The sequence below is a fragment of the Bradyrhizobium paxllaeri genome, assembly GCF_001693515.2.
GTDB lineage: Bacteria > Pseudomonadota > Alphaproteobacteria > Rhizobiales > Xanthobacteraceae > Bradyrhizobium > Bradyrhizobium paxllaeri.
This window is the reverse complement of sequence record NZ_CP042968.1, coordinates 2,198,214-2,217,462: the sequence shown is the minus strand read 5'-3', so window position 1 is coordinate 2,217,462 and position 19,249 is coordinate 2,198,214. Positions and strand designations below refer to the sequence as shown.

Here is a 19,249-nt window from a genome sequence, read left to right as displayed (position 1 = left end):
CGTGGATAAGGGGATGGCAGCATGAAAATCATTCGTTACGCAGTCACTGCGGCAGCCCTGCTGCTGTCGCTTCCGGCAAATGTTCAGGCCCAGACGACGCTGCGGATCGGGCTCGCCGAGGATCCCGATATTCTCGACCCGACCATGGCCCGCACTTACGTGGGCCGGATCGTGTTCGCCTCGTTTTGCGACAAGCTGTTCGACATCGACGACAAACTCAACATCGTGCCGCAGCTCGCGCTGAGCCACGAGACATCAGCCGACGGCAAGGAAGTCACCATCAAGCTCAGGCCCGGCGTCAAGTTTCACGATGGCGAGGAATTCAACGCGGAAGCCGCCAAGTTTTCGCTGGAGCGTTATCTGACATTTCCCGGCTCGTTCCGGAAGCCGGAGCTGGCGGCGGTCGAACGCATCGACGTGGTCGATCCCCTCACCATCAAGCTGGCATTGAAGGCGCCCTATTCGCCGCTGGTCGCGCAGCTCACCGACCGTGCGGGAATGATGGTGTCGCCCAAGGCGGCGAAAGAAGCCGGCGACAAGTTCGGGCTGCGCCCCGTGTGCGCCGGCCCCTACAAATTCGTCGAGCGCGTGCAGCAGGACCGCATGGTGTTCGAAAAATTCGCCGACTACTGGAACAAGGACAACATCCATATCGACCGCATCGTCTATCTGCCCCTGGTGGACGCAACGGTTCGCCTTGCCAATCTGAAGTCCGGAGGCCTTGACCTGATCGAGCGCCTGCTTGCGACCGACATCAAGGAAGTCAAGGGAGACGCAAAACTCAAACTGTCGAGCGCCATCGAGCTCGGCTATCAGGGCGTGACGCTGAACGTCGGCAAGGACAAGGCCAAGGGGCCGCTCAGCCAGTCCGCCAAGGTGCGGCAGGCGCTCGACCTCTCGCTCGACCGCGACGCGATCAGCGAGGTGGTGTCCAATGGCGAGTTCAAGCCAGGAAACCAGTGGGTCAATCCGGATCATCCCTATTATCAAAAGGCCTTTCCGGTGCCGAAGCGCGACGTCGCCAAGGCCAAAGCGCTGTTGAAGGAAGCGGGCGTCACGACGCCGGTCAGCGTCGACTTCATGGTGTCGAAGGGCGCGGAAACCGAGGCGGCCGCGCAGGTGATCCAGTCGATGGCGGCGGAGACCGGCTTCGACATGAAGCTCAGGGTCACTGAGTTCGCGACCTCGCTGAAGCAGGCCGAGGCCGGAGAATACCAGGCCTATCTGCTGGCCTGGAGCGGCCGGATCGACCCGGACGGCAATTCCTACATCTTCCAGAAGACCGACGCGCCGCAGAACTACAGCGCCTGGTCCAACAAGGACGCCGACAAGGCGCTCGATGAGGGCCGCCTCGTCACCGATCAGGCGCAGCGCAAGGCGATCTATGAGAAGCTGGCGAAGATCGTGCTGGAGGAGAAGCCGCTGCTCTACATCTATCACCGCCGCATCCTGATCGCGCATACGACGAAGCTCGAAGGCTACAAGCAGATGCCGGACGGGCTGGTGCGAGTGGTCGGGTTGAAACTGAAGTGAGCGAAGGACTGACACGGATAGCGCCATGCTGAACTTCCTCGCGCGGCGTCTCGTCCAGCTGATCCCGACGCTGTTCTTCGTATCGGTTCTGATCTTCTCGCTGCAGCAATTGCTGCCCGGCGATCCAGCGCTTGTCATGGCAGGCGAGGAGCGCGACCCCGATGTCATCGCGCAGATCCGCGCGCAGTACCGGCTCGATCAGCCGGTCCCCGTCCAGTACGTCTACTGGGTCAAGGGCGTACTGTCCGGCGATTTCGGCGAATCCCTGCGCAACAAGGTCCCGGTGCGCGAACTGATCGCGCAGAAACTTCCGGTGACGATGCAACTGGCGTCGATGGCGATCGTCATTGCCTTCCTGATCGGTATTCCCGCCGGCATCGTCTCGGCGGTGAAGAAAGGCACGGCCTGGGACTATGGCGCCAATTTCTTCGCGCTGTGGGGAATCTCGACGCCGAACTTCTGGCTCGGCATCATGCTGATCTTCCTGTTCTCGATCCAGCTCGGCTGGCTGCCGGCGTCGGGCTATGTACCACTGACGGAGAACTGGCGCGCCAGCATCGCCTCCACCATCATGCCGGCCTTCGTGCTGGGCAACGCGATCGCCGCGATCCTGATGCGCCATACCCGCAGCGCCATGCTGCAGGTGCTGGAAAGCGACTACGTCCGCACCGCCCGCGCCAAGGGACTTCTGGAACGTTCCGTCATCCTCAAGCACGCCATGCGCAACGCGCTGACGCCGGTGATTACGCTCGGTGCGCTCGAACTGGGTACGCTGCTGTCCGGTGCCGTGCTGACCGAGCAGATCTTTTCGATTCCCGGCTTCGGCAAGCTGATCGTCGACGCCGTATTCAACCGCGACTACGCCGTCGTGCAGGGCGTGGTGCTGACGACGGCGACGATCTACATCACCCTCAACCTCATTGCCGATATCGCCTATGTCCTCGTCAATCCACGGCTGAGGGCCTAGGCCATGACCGACGCTGCCCTCGGCACGATGAAGTTGGCCGCTTCCGACGAGTTGGAGAGCCCGGCACGGCGCGCGCTGCGCCGCCTGTTCAAGCGCAGGGGCGCGATGGCCGGCCTCGTCGTGATCGGCGCTTTCGTATTGCTCGCGCTGTTTGCGCCGCTGATCTCGCCTTATGAGCCGATCGCGACGAGCTGGTCGCTGGTGCGGAAGCCACCCTCCGCCCTGCACTGGTTCGGGACCGACGAGCTCGGCCGCGACATTCTTGCCCGTGTGATCTATGGCGCGCGGGCTTCGCTGCTGGCCGGCGCGATCTCGGTCGGCATCGCGCTGTCGATCGGCGTGCCGCTCGGCCTGCTGTCGGGCTATCGCGGCGGCTTCATCGACGCCCTGATCAGCCGCATCACGGACGCGATGCTGGCCTGCCCGTTCCTGATCCTTGCGATTGCGCTGGCGGCGTTCCTGGGTCCAAGCCTCGGCAACGCCATGATCGCGATCGGCATATCGGCGACGCCGATCTTCGTGCGGCTGACCCGCGGCCAGGTGATGAGCGTCAAGGTCGAGGATTATGTCGAGGCCGCGCGCGCCATGGGCAATCCGCGCTGGCGGATTGCGCTGTTTCACATCCTGCCGAACATCATGCCGGCGCTGCTGGTGCAGGCGACGCTGTCGATCGCCGCCGCCATCATAGCGGAAGCCGCGTTGTCCTTCCTCGGCCTCGGCCAGCAGCCGCCCGCCCCTTCCTGGGGCAGCATGCTCAACGCCGCGCAGCGCTTCCTCACCAACGCGCCGTGGATGGCGATTTGGCCGGGGCTGGCGATCTTCCTCGTCGTGCTGTCGTTCAACCTGGTCGGCGACGGCCTGCGCGATGCGCTGGATCCGCGAGAGCGGTAGGCGGGAAATCGTCATTGCGAGCGGAGCGAAGCAATCCATAGCGCCACAAGCGGAGAAATGGATTGCTTCGTCGCTTTCGCTCCTCGCAATGACGACAGTGCCTCAGATCACCACCTCCCGCAGCACCCTCCGGCAATCCATCTCATATTCGAGATCGATTACCGGCGGCCGGGCGAAATGCCATGTCAGCCCCGACCGCGCGGCGCCGCGGCGAACGAGCGCATCGGCGAAGACGTGGTGGAAGTCGTGGATGGTGTAGGTCTGCACCGCAGTCGCGTCCTTCCAGCTGACGCCGAACTCGCCCATGCGCCGCTCCATCACGCCGGCGACGTAGCGGACCTTCTCGGCAATGCCCTCGGGGCTGATATCGCGGTAACGGACCGTACGCTCGGCGTAGCTGGCGTTGCCCTCCTGCGATTCGCCACTGCCCGCGATCACGAAGCTCGGCGCCGTGCCCTGGCTCGGCCGCGTGAATGAAAAGGCATGGAAAGACGGCTCGGCCGGCGGATCGATCTCCGGGCAGACATTGCTGCGCGCCACCGGATTGGTCGTGCCATCGTATATGCCCCACTCTGCCAGCGTCTTGACGTAGTGCAGGTTGAAATTGCGAAAACCCTCGTCGGTGAAGGCGGCGGGCGAGCGCAATTCGCAGGCGCAGAATGAGGTCAGCGGCCGTCCCGCCGCCTGAATGTATTTTGCAATCTGCGCAAATCCCTCGGCGAGCGGCACCCATTTGTCGAAGCGCACCCGCTCGATTTCATACCCGGGATTGGCTGCTGCCCCGCCGGAATACTGAAACACGGCCGGGATGAAGCGGTAGTTTCCGGCTGCAAAGTTGCTGGTCATGCTGGCTCCCTTTTTCTTGTTTCCTAGCATGGCGAGCCGACGGCGTCGCCGGGGACGCATCCCGCGGACATAAAAAAGCGACGGCAGCGATTTCCGCTGCCGTCGCCCGTGATCATTCCCGGCGAAGAAGCTCAGGTCGGCTTGAGCCCCTGCGCGCCGAGGTCGAAATCGGCGATCTCCTTGTTTCGCTGCGAGTCGGCACTCGCCTGGTGGTCTGTGGCCATCCAGACATAGACCGCCGGCAGCACGAACAGCGTGAACAGCGTGCCGATCGACATGCCGGATACGACGACAAGGCCGATCGAGAAACGGCTGGCGGCGCCAGCGCCGGTTGCCGTCAAGAGCGGGATCAGGCCGGTGACCATCGCCGCCGTCGTCATCAGGATCGGACGCAGCCGGATCCGGGCCGCCATCTCGATCGCCGAACGCTTGTCGAGGCCTTCCTTGAGCTGCAGTTCGTTGGCGAACTCCACCATCAGGATGCCGTGCTTGGTAATCAGCCCGACCAGCGTCAGCAGTCCGACCTGGGTGTAGATGTTGATGGTCGCGGCACCGAAGAACAGCGGAATCAGCGCACCGACGATCGCCATGGGCACGCTGATCATGATCACCAGCGGATCCCGCAGGCTTTCGAACTGCGCCGCCAGCACCAGGAAGATGATGATCAGCGCGAAGCCGAAGGTGATCGCGAGCTGGTTGCCCTCCTGCACATATTGGCGGGAGTCGGCCAGATAGTCGTGACTAAAGCCGGCGGGCAGCTTCTTGGCTTCGCCTTCCAGGAAGTCCACCGCCTGCCCGACCGTCACGCCCGGCATCGGCACCGCCTGGAAGGTCGCGGAATTGAGCTGGTTGTAATGCGTCAGCGAGTTCGGATCGGTCGCCGTCTCGATCGACACGATGGTCGACAGCGGCACCAACTGCCCGGTGTTGGTCGGGACATAGTAACCGCCAAGCGATTCCGGCGACAGCCGCATGCCGCGCGGCACCTGCGGGATCACCTGATAGGACCGTCCCTCGAGGTTGAAGCGGTTGACGTAGTTGCCGCCCAGCAGCGTCTGCAGCGTGCTGCCGACCTGCGCCATGTTGATGCCGAGGTCGCTCGCCTTGGAACGATCGATGGAGACGCGCACCACCGGCTGGTTGAACTCGAGGTCGCTGTCGGAGACGATGAACATGCCGCTCTTGCGCGCGGCCTCCTTCAGCTTCGCCATCTGCTCATAGACGGCCTGGAACCCGGCGGTCGAATTGATCACCATCTGGATCGGCAGGCCGCCCGGTCCGCCCGGCAGCGGCGGCAGGTTGAACGCGAAGGCCTGGACGCCTTCGATCTTGCCGATTTCAGCCTGCACCAGCGGCTTCAGCTTGATCGAGGAACGCTCACGCTCATCCCACGGCTTGAGCAGCATGCCGGCAATGCCGCCCTGTGGCCCGTTGATACCGTTCAGCACGAAAGTCAGGTCGGTCTCGGGAAACTTCTGGAACGCCTTGTCGAGCTTGTCGCCATAGAAGTCGACATAGTCGATGTTGGCGTATTTCGGCGCCTTGGTCACCGAGAACACGATGCCCTGATCCTCTTCCGGCGCCAGTTCCTTGGAGGTGTTCATATAGAGGAAGCCGACCAGACCGAGGATCGTCAGCGCGAACAGTCCGGTGATCGGACGATAGTCGAGCGACCGGTCGAGCTGACGGCCGTACCAGCGCGTCATCGCACCGAACACCCGGTTGACGAGCCTGGCGAACCGTCCCTCATCCGCGCTCTTGAGAAGCACCGAGCACATCATCGGCGACAGCGTCAGCGCGATCACGCCCGACACGATCACCGAGCCCGCCAGCGTGAAGGCAAATTCGCGGAACAGCGAACCGGTGAGGCCGCCGAGGAAGCCGATCGGCGCGTACACTGCCGCCAGCGTGATCGTCATCGAGATCACGGGACCGACGATTTCGCGCGCGCCCTGCAGCGACGCCTGCACCGGCGTTTTGCCTTCCTCCAGATGTCGATGGATGTTCTCCACCACCACGATGGCGTCGTCGACCACCAGCCCGATCGCCAGCACCATCGCCAGCAGCGTCAGAAGATTGAAGCTGAAGCCGAGCGCCAGCATCAGGCTGCAGACGCCGATCAGCGACAGCGGAATCGTGACCACCGGAATGATGACCGAGCGGAACGAGGCCAGGAACAGGAAGATCACGACCACGACGATCAGCACCGCCTCGATCAGCGTGTGCTGCACCTCGTCGATCGACGACTGAATGAACTTGGTGGAGTCATAGGCCACCTTCATCTTCATCGAAGGCGGCAGGTTGCGTTCGATCTCCGGCATCAGCGCGCGCACGCCCTTGACCAGCGTCAGCGGGTTGCCTTGCGGCGTCGCCTGCACGCCGATAAAGATCGCGCGCTCGCCGCTGAAGGCGACGCTCGCATCCGAGCTCTGGGCGGCAAGCTCGACGGTTGCGACATCCTCGATGCGCACGAAGCCGCCGTCCTTGGATTTGACGATCATCTTCTTGAACTGCTCGAGGTTCCGCAGGTCCGTATTCGTCTGAACGTTCGAGACGATGAAGTAGCCCTTGGCTTGCCCCGCCGCGGCCTGGAAGTTGTTGGCGGAGATCGCCGCCGAGACATCGCTCGGCGAGACGCCGCGACCCGCCATCTTGACCGGATCGAGCCATAGCCGCATCGCGAATGTCTGCCCGCCGAGAATGTCGGCCGACGCCACGCCGTCGACCGTCGACAGCACCGGCTGCACCACGCGCGTCAGGTAGTCCGAGATCGCCGAGCCGGAGAGTTCATCGCTGGAGAAGCCGAGATACATCACCGCCGTGGTCTGGCCGGTGGTCTTGGTCACGATCGGGTCGTTGGATTCCTTCGGGATCAGATATTTGACCGAGTTCACCTTGGCGAGGACTTCGGTCAGCGCCTGGTTCGGATCGAAATTCAGCTTGATGTAGACCTGGATCGTGCTGGTGCCCTGCACCGACGACGAGGTGATGTAGTCGACGCCCTCGGCGGAGGCGACCGCCTGCTCGATCGGTGTGGTGATGAAGCCCTGGATCAGGTTGGCCGACGCGCCCGGATAGACGGTGGTGATGTTGACCACCGTGTTCGACAGCTTCGGATACTGCCGGATCGGCAATACGCTGGCGGCCCGCAAACCGATCAGGAGGATCAGCAGGCTGACAACGACCGACAGGATCGGACGCTTGATGAAAATATCGGTGAAGGCCATCTGTAGATCATCCCGCTGAGTTCAGCATTTCGGGCGCGGCCTCTTCCGAGAGCACCGCTGCCCGTCTTTTGTCAGCGCGCCCCCCTTGGGCCGCGCGATCGTCGGTTATCAGGCGCGTCAGTAGCGCGGCGGCTTCGCCGGAATTGGCGGCACCGGATCGTTCGAGACCGTCACCGCCGATCCCGATTGCAGCTTGAGCTGGCCTACCGCCACGACGCGGTCGCCGTCCTTCAACCCTTTCAGGATTTCGGCGCGCCCTTCGATGCGGTTGCCGGTCTGCACGAAGGTCCGCGTCACCGTGAGGCTGGTCTTGCCATCCTCCTCCTTCTTCTCGCTGACGAGGTAGACCGAGTCGCCATAGAGCGTGTAGTCGACCGCGGTTTCGGGCACGGTGACCACCGGCGGCTTGTCCGGCAACACTACGGTGGTGGTCGCGAACATGCCGGGCTTGAGGATCTTGTCCGGATTCTGGATCGTCGCCTGCACGCGAATGTTGCGCGTTTCGGTCGCGATCTGCGGCTCGATGGTGGTGATCTTGCCCTCGAAGGTGCGGCCCGGATAGGCATCGACCGCGATACGGACGATCTGGCCGACCTTGAGCTGGCCGGAATCCTTTTCCGTCACGGTGAAGTTCGCAAACAGCACCGACAGATCGGTCAACGAGACGATCTGCGTCCCGGCGGTCAGATATTGTCCGACCTCGACCTTGCGAACGCCGAGTTCGCCGTCGAAGGGAGCGCGCACCAGCTTCTGCGAGATGATGGCTTCCGTCTTGGCAATGCCGGCGCTGGCCTGATCGAACACAGCCTGGGCGTTGTCCACCGTCGCTTGCGGTCCGACCTGGCGCTCGGCCAGTTGCTTGGCGCGCTCCAGCGATATCTGCGCCACGCGCTGCTGTGCCTTGAAGTTCGCGAGGTCGCCCTGCTCGGGACCGTCGAACAGTTGCACCAGCGGCGTCCCCGCCTTCACGCTGGCGCCTGCCTTGAACTGGATGTCGGTGATGCGACCGTTCACGTCGGAGGTCACGTTGACCTGATGCACGGCGGCGAGATCGCCGACCGCGGTCAGGAGGTTCGGAATGATCTCGGACTTCGCCGTGGCAACGTTGACGCTGGTCGGGGGCGGCTTCATGCTGGCGAAGAACTGCGCGATCATCTTGCCGCGGAAGTAGTTGAACCAGACCAGGCCGCCGGCCAGCAGCGCCAGCAGCGTTCCGACGATGATGAACCAGCGCACCATCCGGACCGGCCGCTTGTGCGGCTTGTCGGTGAACGGCTTGCCCGAAAGTTTGGGTTCAGTCGCGATATTCATGTCATGCACTTTCCGCAGTTACCGATTGTCCCGAATTCGGTGACAGCTCGCCGTCCAGATGAGAAGCAATTGCGGCCTCGGTAAGTCCGATGCCGCGGAGGATAAATTGAGAGAGCTGCCGCTCCAGATCGGGAGCGTTGCCGTAGGAGAGACACGGAACGGCCGGAAGCCGCGTCAGCGCTGCCATCAGCACGGTGTGATGCGCGAACCAGAACAGGTTGAGCGGATCGCTGCCGATCCGCGCGGCGTCGCCAGACGCGATCGCGCTTTCGATCGATGCCGTGAACACCGGCCCGATCAGGCCGCCGATCTTGTCGTAGAGCAGCCGCGCGAACTCGCCATCGTCCAAGTGGCTCGTCGTCATAAACCGCAGCCGCTGCGCTTCTTCCTGATCCGATCCGTTGGACACTTCCATGAAATGATCAACCATGCACTTGACCAGTTCAACCAGTGTGGCAGTTGACGGCTCCTGACCGAGCAGGTGCACGAAGTCTGGATCGGCCTCGCACTCCTCGGCGAGAATTTCGGCATAGAGCGCGGCCTTGGACGGGAAGTGCTTGAACAACAGCCCTTCCGAAATGGCAGCGGCCGCCGCCACGCTCTTGGTCGTGGTGCCGGCAAAGCCGTTACGGGCGAAGCATCGCTTGGCAGCGCTCAGGATCAATTGGCGCCGCAAGTCACTGGTCATACGCAAGCTGGACATGAGGGCGTGAGTAATCACTCACCTTGACGAAGTCAAGGATCTATTGCAGCGCACCAAGCGGATTATGTCCCGGGGTGGCGTCAAAGACACAACCTCATCGCCTTGTTTAGTCACGATTTTTTCCTGAAGCCCGCCCCGCATCCTTCCGGCTCATTCCGGATGGGCCGCAACCCCAGCGGGCTGAGGAGACGCGCTATTGGAAGCAGCACGCCCGCTTGACGCCTCCGGGACGGCAACTAAGATAGTTGCATACGCGACTAATTTGCCGACTTATCCCGACTCCCAACGAGCACGGCGAGCCATGAACCTGAATGCGCGCGAGCTGGCGGCGACCTTCGACCTCGAAAAGCTGACGCCGGAGTTCTACGCGGACCCCTACCCGACCTATCGCGCGCTGCGCGAGAACGAGCCGGTCAAGCGGATGCCGAACGGCTCGTATTTCCTGACCCGCTACGACGATCTGGTCACGGCCTACAAGAACACCAAGGCATTCTCGTCGGACAAGAAGAAGGAGTTCTCGCCGAAATACGGCGACTCCTTGCTCTATGAGCACCACACCACCAGCCTCGTGTTCAACGATCCCCCTGCCCACACCCGGGTTCGGCGGCTGATCATGGGCGCGCTGTCGCCGCGCGCGATTGCCGGCATGGAGCCCGATCTGGTCAGGCTGGTGGACCGGCTACTCGACGCCATCGCGACCAAAGGCAAGGTCGATCTGATCGAGGATTTTGCGACCGCTATCCCGATCGAGGTGATCGGCAATCTGCTCGACGTTCCGCAGGAGGAGCGCGGTCCCTTGCGTGACTGGTCGCTTGCCATCCTTGGCGCACTGGAGCCGGTGATCGGCCCGGACGTTTTCGCCCGCGGCAACAAGGCGGTGAAGGATTTCCTCGCCTACCTGGAAGTGCTGGTGGCGCGGCGGCGGGAAAAGCCCGGCAATCCCGACCGCGACGTGCTGACCCGGCTCATCCAGGGCGAAGACAATGGCGAGCGGCTCACCGAAAAGGAGCTGCTGCACAACTGTATCTTCCTGCTCAATGCCGGCCACGAAACCACCACCAACCTGATCGGCAACGGACTGGTGGCGCTGCTGCACCACGGCGGCGAGAAACGGCGGCTGATCGAGGACCCTACGCTGATCAAGACCGCAGTCGAGGAAATGCTGCGGTTCGAGAGCTCCAACCAGCTCGGCAACCGCATGACCGTCGAGCCGTTCGAGCTCGGCGGCATCGCGATGCCGGCAGGCACGCCGGTGACGCTGTGCATCGGCGCGGCCAACCGTGATCCCGCGCAATTCGCCGATCCCGAACGTCTTGATGTCAGCCGCACGCCAAACCGGCATCTCGCCTTCGGCACCGGCGCGCATCAATGCGCCGGGATGGCGCTGGCGCGGCTCGAGGGCGCGATTGCGATCGCGCGCTTCCTCGCGCGCTTTCCGGATTATGCGCTCGACGGCGAACCGGTCCGCGGCGGCCGCGTGCGATTCCGCGGATTTCTGAGCGTTCCCTGCACGGTCGGCTAGGGCTGCAGGCGAATCGCGGCAGTCCCGCGTCACAAGACCGCAACGCAAGTCATGGATCCCGAGCGAACGATTCTTGCGCTGGCGCGTTGAGATTTCCGGGCGACGAAGCACGAGGGAGTTGCGATCATGCTTCCGCTCGGCGTTCGCGTTGCAGTATTTCTTGTTGGTGTCTCCGCGATCACGCTGAGCACCGGCTCGTTCGCCCAACATGGAAGAGGTCATGGCCCGGGTGGCGTGCCAGGCGGCGGGGCTGCGCCCGCGGCCCGACCGGCGGGACCACCGCCGGCGATGGCTCGGCCTGCGGCACCTCCTCCGGCTATGGCCCGGCCTTCGGCTCCTCCGGCAATGGCGCGGCCTGCCGCGCCGGCCTTCCGTGCGGCTCCCCCGCCGCAGCGCCCAGCCATGGCGCCACATCGTGCTGCACCGCATATCGCCGCCCCGCCGCGACCGGCCGCACCGCGCGTTGCAGGGCCACGCCCCGAGATGCAACGTGCGGCGCCGCCGCAGCGACCGGCCATAACGAGAACCCCCGAGCCGCGCATCGCCGCGCCATCGCGCCCGAGCACTCCCACAGTGGAAGCGCGGCCGTCGCGAAAGGAACAGATCGAAACGCGCGCGCAGCAACGTGAGCAGCGCATCCAGCAGCGACAGCAAATGGTGCAGGAGCGGCAGCGTGAGGTGCTGTCGCGGCAGAGCACGGAGCGCCAGGGCCGCATCGATCGCCTGCAGCAGCGTGTGCAGCAATTGCAGTCGCAAAAGCCGGAAGGCCGGCGGGCGCAACGCGCGCAGGAGCGGTTGCTGCAGACACAGAACCGCCTGCTCCAGCGCGAACAGCGCATGCAGCAAAGCGATCAGGCGCGCCTGCAGCGGCTGGGACCGCAGCCTTCGGCTGAACAGCGATCCGCCTCGGCAGCCGCCGCGCAGGCGGCAGCCCGCGGGCGATTTTCCGCGCACTTCCGCAGCAATGATGCCCTGCAGGCCCGAGCGGCGCTCACCGCCCGGGAGCGCGGCTGGGCACCGCGCCACGCCTGGCGGCACGGCCACCGCGCAGCGTTTGTGGCCTGGCTCGGCCCGGTGTTCTGGCCCTACGCCTATTCCGACATTTTTGAATATACGTTCTGGCCCACCGCCTACGACCCCGGCTATTGGGCCTATGCTTACGACGACTTCGTCGACACGGTGTTCTGGGGTACGAACAGCCCCTATTCCGCTTACGCCCGGTATCCGGAACCAAGTGCGGCGGTCACCGATTCTCGAGCGCGCGGACGCGCGAGCGCGAGCCCACAGGCCCTCCGGCAATTGTGCGGTAGTCCCGACAAGGGCGTTACCGCCTGGCCGATTGCGGAGATCACGCGCGCGGTGCGGCCGACACCCGAGCAGCGTGCCCTGCTCGATGAATTGAAGACTGCCGCGGCAAAGGCTGCCGAGGAGTTCAAGAATTCCTGCGTCGATTCCTATGCGATGACGCCCCCCGCTCGCTTGCGGGCGATGACGAACCGCGTCAGCGCAACGCTCAACGCTGTGAAGGTCGTACGGCCGGCACTCGAGCAATTCTATAATTCACTGAACGACGAGCAAAAGGCGCGCTTCAACGCGCTCGGCCCCGACGTCGGCGGGCGCTCGCAACAACGGTCGCAGCAGGAAGCCAGTGCTCAAGCCGAGGCCTGCGGCGACCCGAAATCCAGCCTCACGCAGCTACCGATCGATCGGATCGAAGCCGTGATACATCCGGCGGGCAAGCAAAAGGAAGCGCTCGACCGCTTGAGCAAAGCGACGAAGGATGCGGTTGAAGGATTGCAGGCCGCCTGCCCCGACGACGTACCGCTCACACCGCTTGGACGGCTGGAGGCCATGCAGAAGCGGCTCGAAGCCATGCTGCAGGCAGCCGCGCTGGTGCAGCCGGCATTGGACGAGTTCTATGCCACGCTGGGCAACGAGCAGAAGGCGAGGTTCAATACGCTGCAACAGACCGCAAGCCCCTGATCGCAACTTTGACCTAATCCCTTGCCTGACGAGGTGATCGAATGAGGCGATGGCACTCCATTATTGCGTTCGCACGGCCAATTTCGAGCCGGCAAGACAAACATGCGCGGCACCGGAGACGATTGCTCCAGATCATGGCATTGAGCGGAACGGCGTACATGCTTGCACCGCCTCCTGCCCTGCCTCAGGCACAGCAAGGCACAGAGGACGTCTCAGGCCAGCAGGCGTTCAACAATGCCTGCCGGACGTGCCACATCGTGAGGGAGGGCGACAATCGTCTCGGCCCCAACCTGTACAAGATCGTCGGACGGAAAGCAGGGTCGCTGCCGGACTACGCGTTTTCCGGCGCCATGAAGGAGGCCGGCTTTGTCTGGGACGAGGAGAAGCTCGATCGCTTCATTGCAAACCCCGATGAGGTCGTACCCGGCAACAGCATGAAGCCGTACGGCGGTCTCTCATCGAGCGACGATAGAAAGAAAATTGTCGCCTTCCTTGCTCAACCCCGATAACGCGCAGCGCTCAGCCAGCGCACCGGTCAATTCCGACCTCTCGCGCAGCCGCTAATTGCCGGCGGTGTTGAAGCGAGAGAGATCGCAATCCCGTTCGGCATATCTTACGCGCCGCAGCCCGTCGCGGTCTTCGACCACGATCGGCCGGCAGCGTTCCTGCCATGCCGCTTGACCCGCTTCATCGGCTTTCAAGTCTTCCGCCGTCCGGGGCGTGATCTTCAAGGTGCCGCTGCCGCCGACGTGAAAATTGCTTTTCAGTCTGTACGGCGTGGCGTAGGCATTGGCCGCAGCCCGGGCGGCCGCTGCAGCCCATGCCGCTTCGGCAGCCCGGGCGGCATCCGCCGTCTGCGCGGACGCCGACGATACCGAAGCGACGACAATCGAGATTGCGATGAACACGCGCATTGATACTGCCTCTTGAAAAAGTGCCGTGCGTCAGCAATGGCCGACAAGCATTGAGGCGTCGTAAAGCGGCGTACCTAACCGGATCGCAATTTGGTCGATAAAGATTTAGCTGTCTTTCGGGCGCAGCAAGGCCACGGCATCACCGAGCGAAAGCCCGGGATGCTCCTCGCTGATTGCGAGGAGCGGAAGCAGACAATTATTCGCTGCGCCCGAACTCGCAACCCTTGCGGGCGTAAACCAGGCGGACTACGCCTTCATTGTCGTAGGTGCGCTTCGGCTTGCAGAACGCTTCCCACTTCTCGATGCTGGCGCGCCTTGCCTTTTCGTCTTCCAGCTCCTGCGCCGGGCTGCGCACGGGATCGTCGACATAAGACCTCGTGCACACACTGCCAAAGTACCTGCTGTGAGTGCAGCGATCCACGATCTGCCAGGCTTGCGCCGACGTCGAAAGCAGGGCGAGGGTCGCAATTGCGTAAAGGATTTTCATGTTGTCGCTCATCGTTCGCGGAGAAATTCTCCTTACCGATTAGCTAACGCCGCAGCGCGCACAGGCGCAACGGTAACCCTTTGTTAATCTAAATAGCCGCGCAAAAGGTTAAATCTGGAACCGCGCGCTGTCTCCTGGTGCGACACTATCACAACCAGAAGGCGTGTCAGTTCACATACGAGACAACACCGTCCGTCATTGAGACAGCGAACGAGCGACCTCGATCGACCGCCGCTAGACCACCGTCCGATGCCGCTCGATGCAAGTCCTCAAAACCTCGTCCATCGGCCTCGCCCACCAGTCGTTGGAGAAGATTTCGATCTCGGAATAGCCGGCGAAGCCTTGCGCCTCGACCGCCGCTCGCGCGGATTTGATGTCGATGACGCCATCGCCCATCATGCCGCGATCGTTGAGGATATCTTTTGTCGGCACCAGCCAGTCGCAGACGTGAAATGCGAGCAGGCGATCTTTTCCGGCGCGCGCGATCTGCGGCATCAATTCCGGATCCCACCAGATGTGATAGACATCGAGCGCAACACCGACCGCACCGGTGCGCCGCGGATCGAGCTGATCGCAAATATCCAGCGCCTGCTTCGTCGTGTTCACGCAAGCGCGGTCGGCAGCGTATGCCGGATGTAGCGGTTCAATGGCAAGCGGCATGTTCGCCTGCCTGGCATATTCCAGCATCTCGGCAATGGCGTCATGGACCTGCGTGCGCGCTGCGACGATGTCCTTCGAAATAGCGCTTCCCGGCCGCGAATATTGCGGCAGGCCGCCGACGACAAGCACGATGCAGGGCGCGCCCAGCGCCTTGGCCTCATCGACGGCGCGGCGATTGTCGTCGCGCGCCTCGATGCGATGCGCCGCGTCCGCCGTGAACATGCCGCCGCGGCAATAGCCCGAGAGTTCAAGGCCCGCGTCGCGCACCGCACGCACCGCGCGGTCGATGCCGATGGCAGCGACCTGGTCGCGCCAGGGGTCGATGGCGCGGATGCCGTGCCGCGCGCAGGCGTCGATGATGGCGACGAGATCGCCCTGCTTGCGGACCGTCGCCGTGTTCAGCGACAGCCAGCGATGATCGGAAGAAAAATCACGCATCAGGGTTCGATGCCGCGGGTTGCCAGCACCGTCTTCATGCGCCGCGTCGCCAGTTCAGGGTTGGAGAGGAGGCCAGCTTTGTCGGCAAGCCGGAACAGTTCGGCCAGATGCAGCGTCGAGCGCGTGCTCTCCTGCCCGCCGACCATGGTGAAATGATCCTGATGGCCGTTGAGATAGGCCATGAACACGATGCCGGTCTTGTAGAACCGCGTCGGCGCACGGAAGATATGGCGTGACAGCGGCACCGTCGGCCCGAGCACGTCGTGGAAACCGGCCTCGTCGCCGACAGCGAGCCGCGACAGCGCATAGGACGCCGCCGGCGCGATGGCGTCGAAGATGCCGAGCAGCGCATGGGAAAAGCCCTGCGCGTCGCCCGCGATCAGCTCGGCATAATTGAAATCGTCGCCGGTATACATCTTGACGTTCTTGTCGAGACGCCGGCGCATGTCGATCTCGCGCTGCTTGTCGAGCAGCGAGACCTTTACGCCGTCGACCTTGGCCGCGTTGGCGTTGATGATGGCGACCGCCGTATCCATCGCCTTGTCGAGATCGGCAGTGCCCCAATAGCCCGCCAGCGCCGGATCGAACATGTCGCCGAGCCAGTGGATGATCACGGGCTCGCGCACCTGCCCCAGCACGCGGTTATAGACCTTGGCGTAATCGTCGGCGCTGCGGCCAAGCTTTGCCAGCGCACGCGAAGCCATGAGGATGATCCGGCCGCCGGCCTTCTCGACCGCGGCGATCTGCTCCTCATAGGCACGAATGACGTCGTCGATCGACTTCGCGTCTTCCACCGCGAGGTGATCGGTGCCGGCGCCGGAGAACACCAGCGCGTTGCCCTTCGCTTTCGCCGCCTTCACCGAACGCTGGATCAGCTCCAGCGAGGTCGGCCAGTCCAGCCCCATGCCGCGCTGCGCTGTGTCCATCGCCTCGGCGACGCCCAGGCCGAGCTCCCAGATATGCTCGCGGAACGCAATGGTGCGATCCCAGTCGATCGTGGCGCTCAGCCAGGGGTCGTTATCGGCAAACGGATCCGCGACTACGTGCGCGGCCGAGAAAGCCACGCGGTTGAGCGTGCCTTCGAGCTTCGCCGGAAACGTTCGCGACGCCGCCAGCCGATAAGTTTCGACGGAACGATCCGCCGTCGGCAGCTTCAGTGACAGCGACGACATCGGCAGGACAGGCTTGTTCATGGTCAGGCCTCCTCACACCTTGATCGGGGCAACGTCGATCCAGCGCCGCTCGCGCCAGCTCTGCAGCGCGCATTCGGCGAGCTGCACGCCCTTGGCGCCTTCCAGCAGCGTGAACTTGTAGGGCGCATCCTCGCAGACGTGGCGGATGAACATCTCCCACTGCTCCTTGAAGCCGTTGTCGTAGACGACATTCTCCGGAACCTTCTGCCAGTCGGCATAGAAATCGTGGGTGCGTTTTTCGTCCGGATTCCACACCGGACGTGGCGTCGCCTGGCGTGCCTGAATCACGCAGTCGGTCAGGCCCGCCACCGCCGAGCCATGGGTGCCGTCGACCTGAAAGGTCACGAGGTCGTCGCGGTAGACGCGCGTCACCCAGCTCATGTTGATATGCGCGATCACCCCGCCCTTGAGACGGAAGGTGGCATAGGCGGAATCATCGGCGGTCGCCGTGTACTTCTTGCCCTTCTCGTCGAACCGCTCGGGGATGTCGGTCGTGCCGAGGCAGGAAATGCTCTCGACCTCGCCGAAGAGATTGTCGAGCACGTAGCGCCAGTGGCAGACCATGTCGAGGATGATGCCGCCGCCGTCCTCGCTGCGGTAGTTCCACGACGGCCGCTGCGCCTCCTGCCAGCCGCCCTCGAACACCCAGTAGCCGAACTCGCCGCGCACCGAGAGCATGCGGCCGAAGAAGCCGGAATCGCGCAGGAAGGCGAGCTTCTTCAGACCCGGCAGGAACAGCTTGTCCTGCACCGTGCCGTGCTTGACGCCCTTGGCGTTGGCAAGCTTCAGCACCGCGATCGCTTCTTCGAGATTGGTCGCGATCGGCTTCTCGCAATAGACGTGCTTGCCGGCATTGATCGCTTTCGTCAGCAGCGACGGACGGGCCTGCGTGGTCGCGGCATCGAAGAAGATCGTATCGTTCTTGTCGGCGAGCGCCTTGTCGAGATCGGTCGACCAACGCTCGACGTTGAACCGCTTGGCGAGCTTCTCCACCTTCTCCGTGTCACGGCCGATCAGGATCGGGTCGGGCAGCATGCGGTCGCCATTGGACAGCAGCACGCCGCCCTGGTCGCGGATCGCGATGATGGAGCGGATCAGATGCTGGTTGAGCCCCATTCGGCCGGTCACGCCGTTCATGATCAGGCCGAGGCGTTTGGTCGTCATACTGCTTTCTCCAGAGAAATTTTTGCTGTGGGCTCCGCGAGCGGAGACATCGCGGACCAGTCCGGATGCACGGCAGTCGCGAAGCCGGGTGTGGTCAGCGATCCCGTCAGGAGATCGCCGTCATGGATCGCGAGCCGGATTTTTCCGCCGTCGCGGGCATAAAGGTCAGGATGGCCGGCGAGAAACCCCTCCGCCTCCGTGGCGGGCGTGTCGCCAAAGCCATCGACATAATGGTGGCCGTTGCGCTCGGCATGGGTGACGCCGATGAGTGCGCCGAGCGCAAGATCCTGCTGCACGGCAAGGCCCGCCTGACAGGTGAGATCTTCGCCGGCGATGAAACATTTTTCGCCGGCAGCGCTCCATTTGGCCGCACGGGTGGCGTTGATGACAGACTTGTAGATGCCCTTGCAGGATTTCGAGGAGATGCCGCGATAGCCGAGCGCCCGCGCCACCGGGAAGGCGTCGTAGGAGTCGTCAGCCTCATCGACGATGAAGTCGCGTCGCGCCAGCGCGCCGAGCGGCGATGCCTTCGTGATGTCGCGCGGCATCGGCTGTTCGATATAGAGGAGCTTTTGCGCGATGGGCCGCAGCGCAGCGTCGCGGTCGAGTCGCTCCATCAGCCCGCTTAAAGCCGCGAGATCGGCATACTGCTCGTTGGCGTCGAGCGTAACACGGTAATCGTACGGCAGCGTAGCGAGTTCCTTGCCGATACGGCTCAGGCGATCCGCATCGTGCGCCGGGTCGCCGTTGAGCTTCAGCTTGAAATAGCGCGCACCAGCATTTTCGCTGCTGTCCGCAACACCGCCCGCACCTTCCACCTTGTCGTCCATGCCGACCGTATGCCGGATCGCCACACGCTCCAGCCGTCTGTGTCCCGCAAGAAACCGCGCCACGTCATCGTCGCCGAGATCGCGCGATAGCCGCGCATCGACACCGGCGATATTAGCCGCCATGCCATCGAAGAAATTGGCATCCGTGCAGCGCAGCAGCGCATCCAGGATCGCCTTGTCGATTTCGGCCGGACCGTACGCTGCGCCCAGCGGCGGGATGTCCTCCCCGGCGCAAGCCTCGATCTGTGCGCCAATACAGGCGGCGTGCAGACCGAACGCTGTCTCAAACGCCGTGTGCGCCAGATAGATATCGCGCGCGATTATCAGCGAACGCCGCAACTCGGTTACGGTCTCTTCCGGCGAGAGATGCGGCCGCTTGTCGAACCATTTCGGCACGAGAAATTCGGCGCTGGCGCCAACTGCCCTGCCCTTGCCTTCAACCTCGATCTCGACGCGCACGAAAGCCTGCGGCGTTGCGTTGATAACGACCGCGCCGAAGCGGAACGGCCGGGCAAACGCCACCTGCCGTTCAAAAAAAGCGATGTCCCTTACGACCAGGCGTGGTGGCATTGAAAGCCCG

Annotated in this window: 16 protein-coding genes; 6 read left to right on the top strand and 10 right to left on the bottom strand. The window is 63.5% G+C overall.

All coding sequences use genetic code 11. The features are described from left to right. Positions 1-21: 21 nt before the first annotated feature. From LMTR21_RS10455 to LMTR21_RS10445, 3 genes are read left to right on the top strand one after another with little or no spacing between them, the layout of a single operon-like run. Positions 22-1,533, top strand: coding sequence for an ABC transporter substrate-binding protein (locus LMTR21_RS10455; protein WP_065756576.1), 1,512 nt, complete (start codon positions 22-24; stop codon positions 1,531-1,533). 25 nt (positions 1,534-1,558) lie between these two features. Continuing rightward, complete coding sequence (locus LMTR21_RS10450; RefSeq protein WP_057839499.1) at positions 1,559-2,500, top strand: ABC transporter permease; 942 nt, start codon at positions 1,559-1,561, stop codon at positions 2,498-2,500. A 3-nt stretch (positions 2,501-2,503) separates the two neighbouring features. Further along, a complete protein-coding gene (locus tag LMTR21_RS10445) occupies positions 2,504-3,391 on the top strand; it encodes an ABC transporter permease (RefSeq protein WP_065756577.1) in 888 nt (295 codons plus the stop codon). Between the two features lie 102 nt (positions 3,392-3,493). Here the strand turns inward: LMTR21_RS10445 and cnbZ are convergent, their stop codons facing one another. The 4 genes from cnbZ to LMTR21_RS10425 all read right to left on the bottom strand — a co-directional run bounded on the left by cnbZ (position 3,494) and on the right by LMTR21_RS10425 (position 9,478). After that, positions 3,494-4,237 carry a 2-amino-5-chloromuconate deaminase CnbZ gene (gene cnbZ / locus LMTR21_RS10440; RefSeq protein WP_065756578.1) on the bottom strand — a complete coding sequence of 248 codons (744 nt, stop codon included), beginning with the start codon at positions 4,235-4,237 and terminating at the stop codon, positions 3,494-3,496. 131 nt (positions 4,238-4,368) lie between these two features. After that, positions 4,369-7,464: a MexW/MexI family multidrug efflux RND transporter permease subunit gene (locus LMTR21_RS10435; protein WP_065756579.1), complete on the bottom strand. Its 3,096-nt coding sequence runs from the start codon at positions 7,462-7,464 to the stop codon at positions 4,369-4,371. Between the two features lie 117 nt (positions 7,465-7,581). Next, positions 7,582-8,775, bottom strand: coding sequence for an efflux RND transporter periplasmic adaptor subunit (locus LMTR21_RS10430; protein WP_065756580.1), 1,194 nt, complete (start codon positions 8,773-8,775; stop codon positions 7,582-7,584). A gap of 1 nt (position 8,776) precedes the next feature. After that, positions 8,777-9,478 (bottom strand): TetR/AcrR family transcriptional regulator, encoded by a 702-nt coding sequence (locus tag LMTR21_RS10425; protein WP_065756581.1) that lies wholly within the window; start codon positions 9,476-9,478, stop codon positions 8,777-8,779. A gap of 301 nt (positions 9,479-9,779) precedes the next feature. Here LMTR21_RS10425 and LMTR21_RS10420 point away from each other — a divergent pair, with 301 nt between their 5' ends. From LMTR21_RS10420 to LMTR21_RS10410, 3 genes are all read left to right on the top strand, one after another. Then, positions 9,780-11,000, top strand: a complete 1,221-nt coding sequence (locus tag LMTR21_RS10420) for a cytochrome P450 (RefSeq protein WP_065756582.1) — start codon at positions 9,780-9,782, stop codon at positions 10,998-11,000. 573 nt (positions 11,001-11,573) lie between these two features. Next, entirely contained in the window at positions 11,574-12,983 is a 1,410-nt protein-coding gene (locus LMTR21_RS10415) for a Spy/CpxP family protein refolding chaperone (RefSeq protein WP_246175429.1), read from the top strand. Positions 12,984-13,141: 158 nt separating this feature from the next. Beyond that, entirely contained in the window at positions 13,142-13,492 is a 351-nt protein-coding gene (locus LMTR21_RS10410) for a c-type cytochrome (RefSeq protein WP_246175692.1), read from the top strand. A 51-nt stretch (positions 13,493-13,543) separates the two neighbouring features. On the opposite strand, the gene LMTR21_RS10405 is transcribed toward LMTR21_RS10410, so the two are convergent. The 6 genes from LMTR21_RS10405 to LMTR21_RS10380 form a co-directional block, all read right to left on the bottom strand. Beyond that, a complete protein-coding gene (locus LMTR21_RS10405) occupies positions 13,544-13,897 on the bottom strand; it encodes a hypothetical protein (RefSeq protein ID WP_065756584.1) in 354 nt (117 codons plus the stop codon). A gap of 196 nt (positions 13,898-14,093) precedes the next feature. After that, entirely contained in the window at positions 14,094-14,384 is a 291-nt protein-coding gene (locus LMTR21_RS10400) for a hypothetical protein (protein ID WP_141688652.1), read from the bottom strand. Between the two features lie 234 nt (positions 14,385-14,618). Further along, positions 14,619-15,482: a sugar phosphate isomerase/epimerase family protein gene (locus tag LMTR21_RS10395; protein WP_065756586.1), complete on the bottom strand. Its 864-nt coding sequence runs from the start codon at positions 15,480-15,482 to the stop codon at positions 14,619-14,621. After that, a complete protein-coding gene (locus LMTR21_RS10390) occupies positions 15,482-16,675 on the bottom strand; it encodes a dihydrodipicolinate synthase family protein (RefSeq protein WP_065756587.1) in 1,194 nt (397 codons plus the stop codon). The genes LMTR21_RS10395 and LMTR21_RS10390 overlap by 1 nt, the downstream gene beginning before the upstream one ends. A gap of 12 nt (positions 16,676-16,687) precedes the next feature. Beyond that, positions 16,688-17,839, bottom strand: coding sequence for a Gfo/Idh/MocA family protein (locus LMTR21_RS10385; RefSeq protein WP_065756588.1), 1,152 nt, complete (start codon positions 17,837-17,839; stop codon positions 16,688-16,690). Continuing rightward, positions 17,836-19,239 (bottom strand): hypothetical protein, encoded by a 1,404-nt coding sequence (locus LMTR21_RS10380; protein ID WP_065756589.1) that lies wholly within the window; start codon positions 19,237-19,239, stop codon positions 17,836-17,838. The genes LMTR21_RS10385 and LMTR21_RS10380 overlap by 4 nt, the downstream gene beginning before the upstream one ends. Positions 19,240-19,249: the final 10 nt, after the last annotated feature.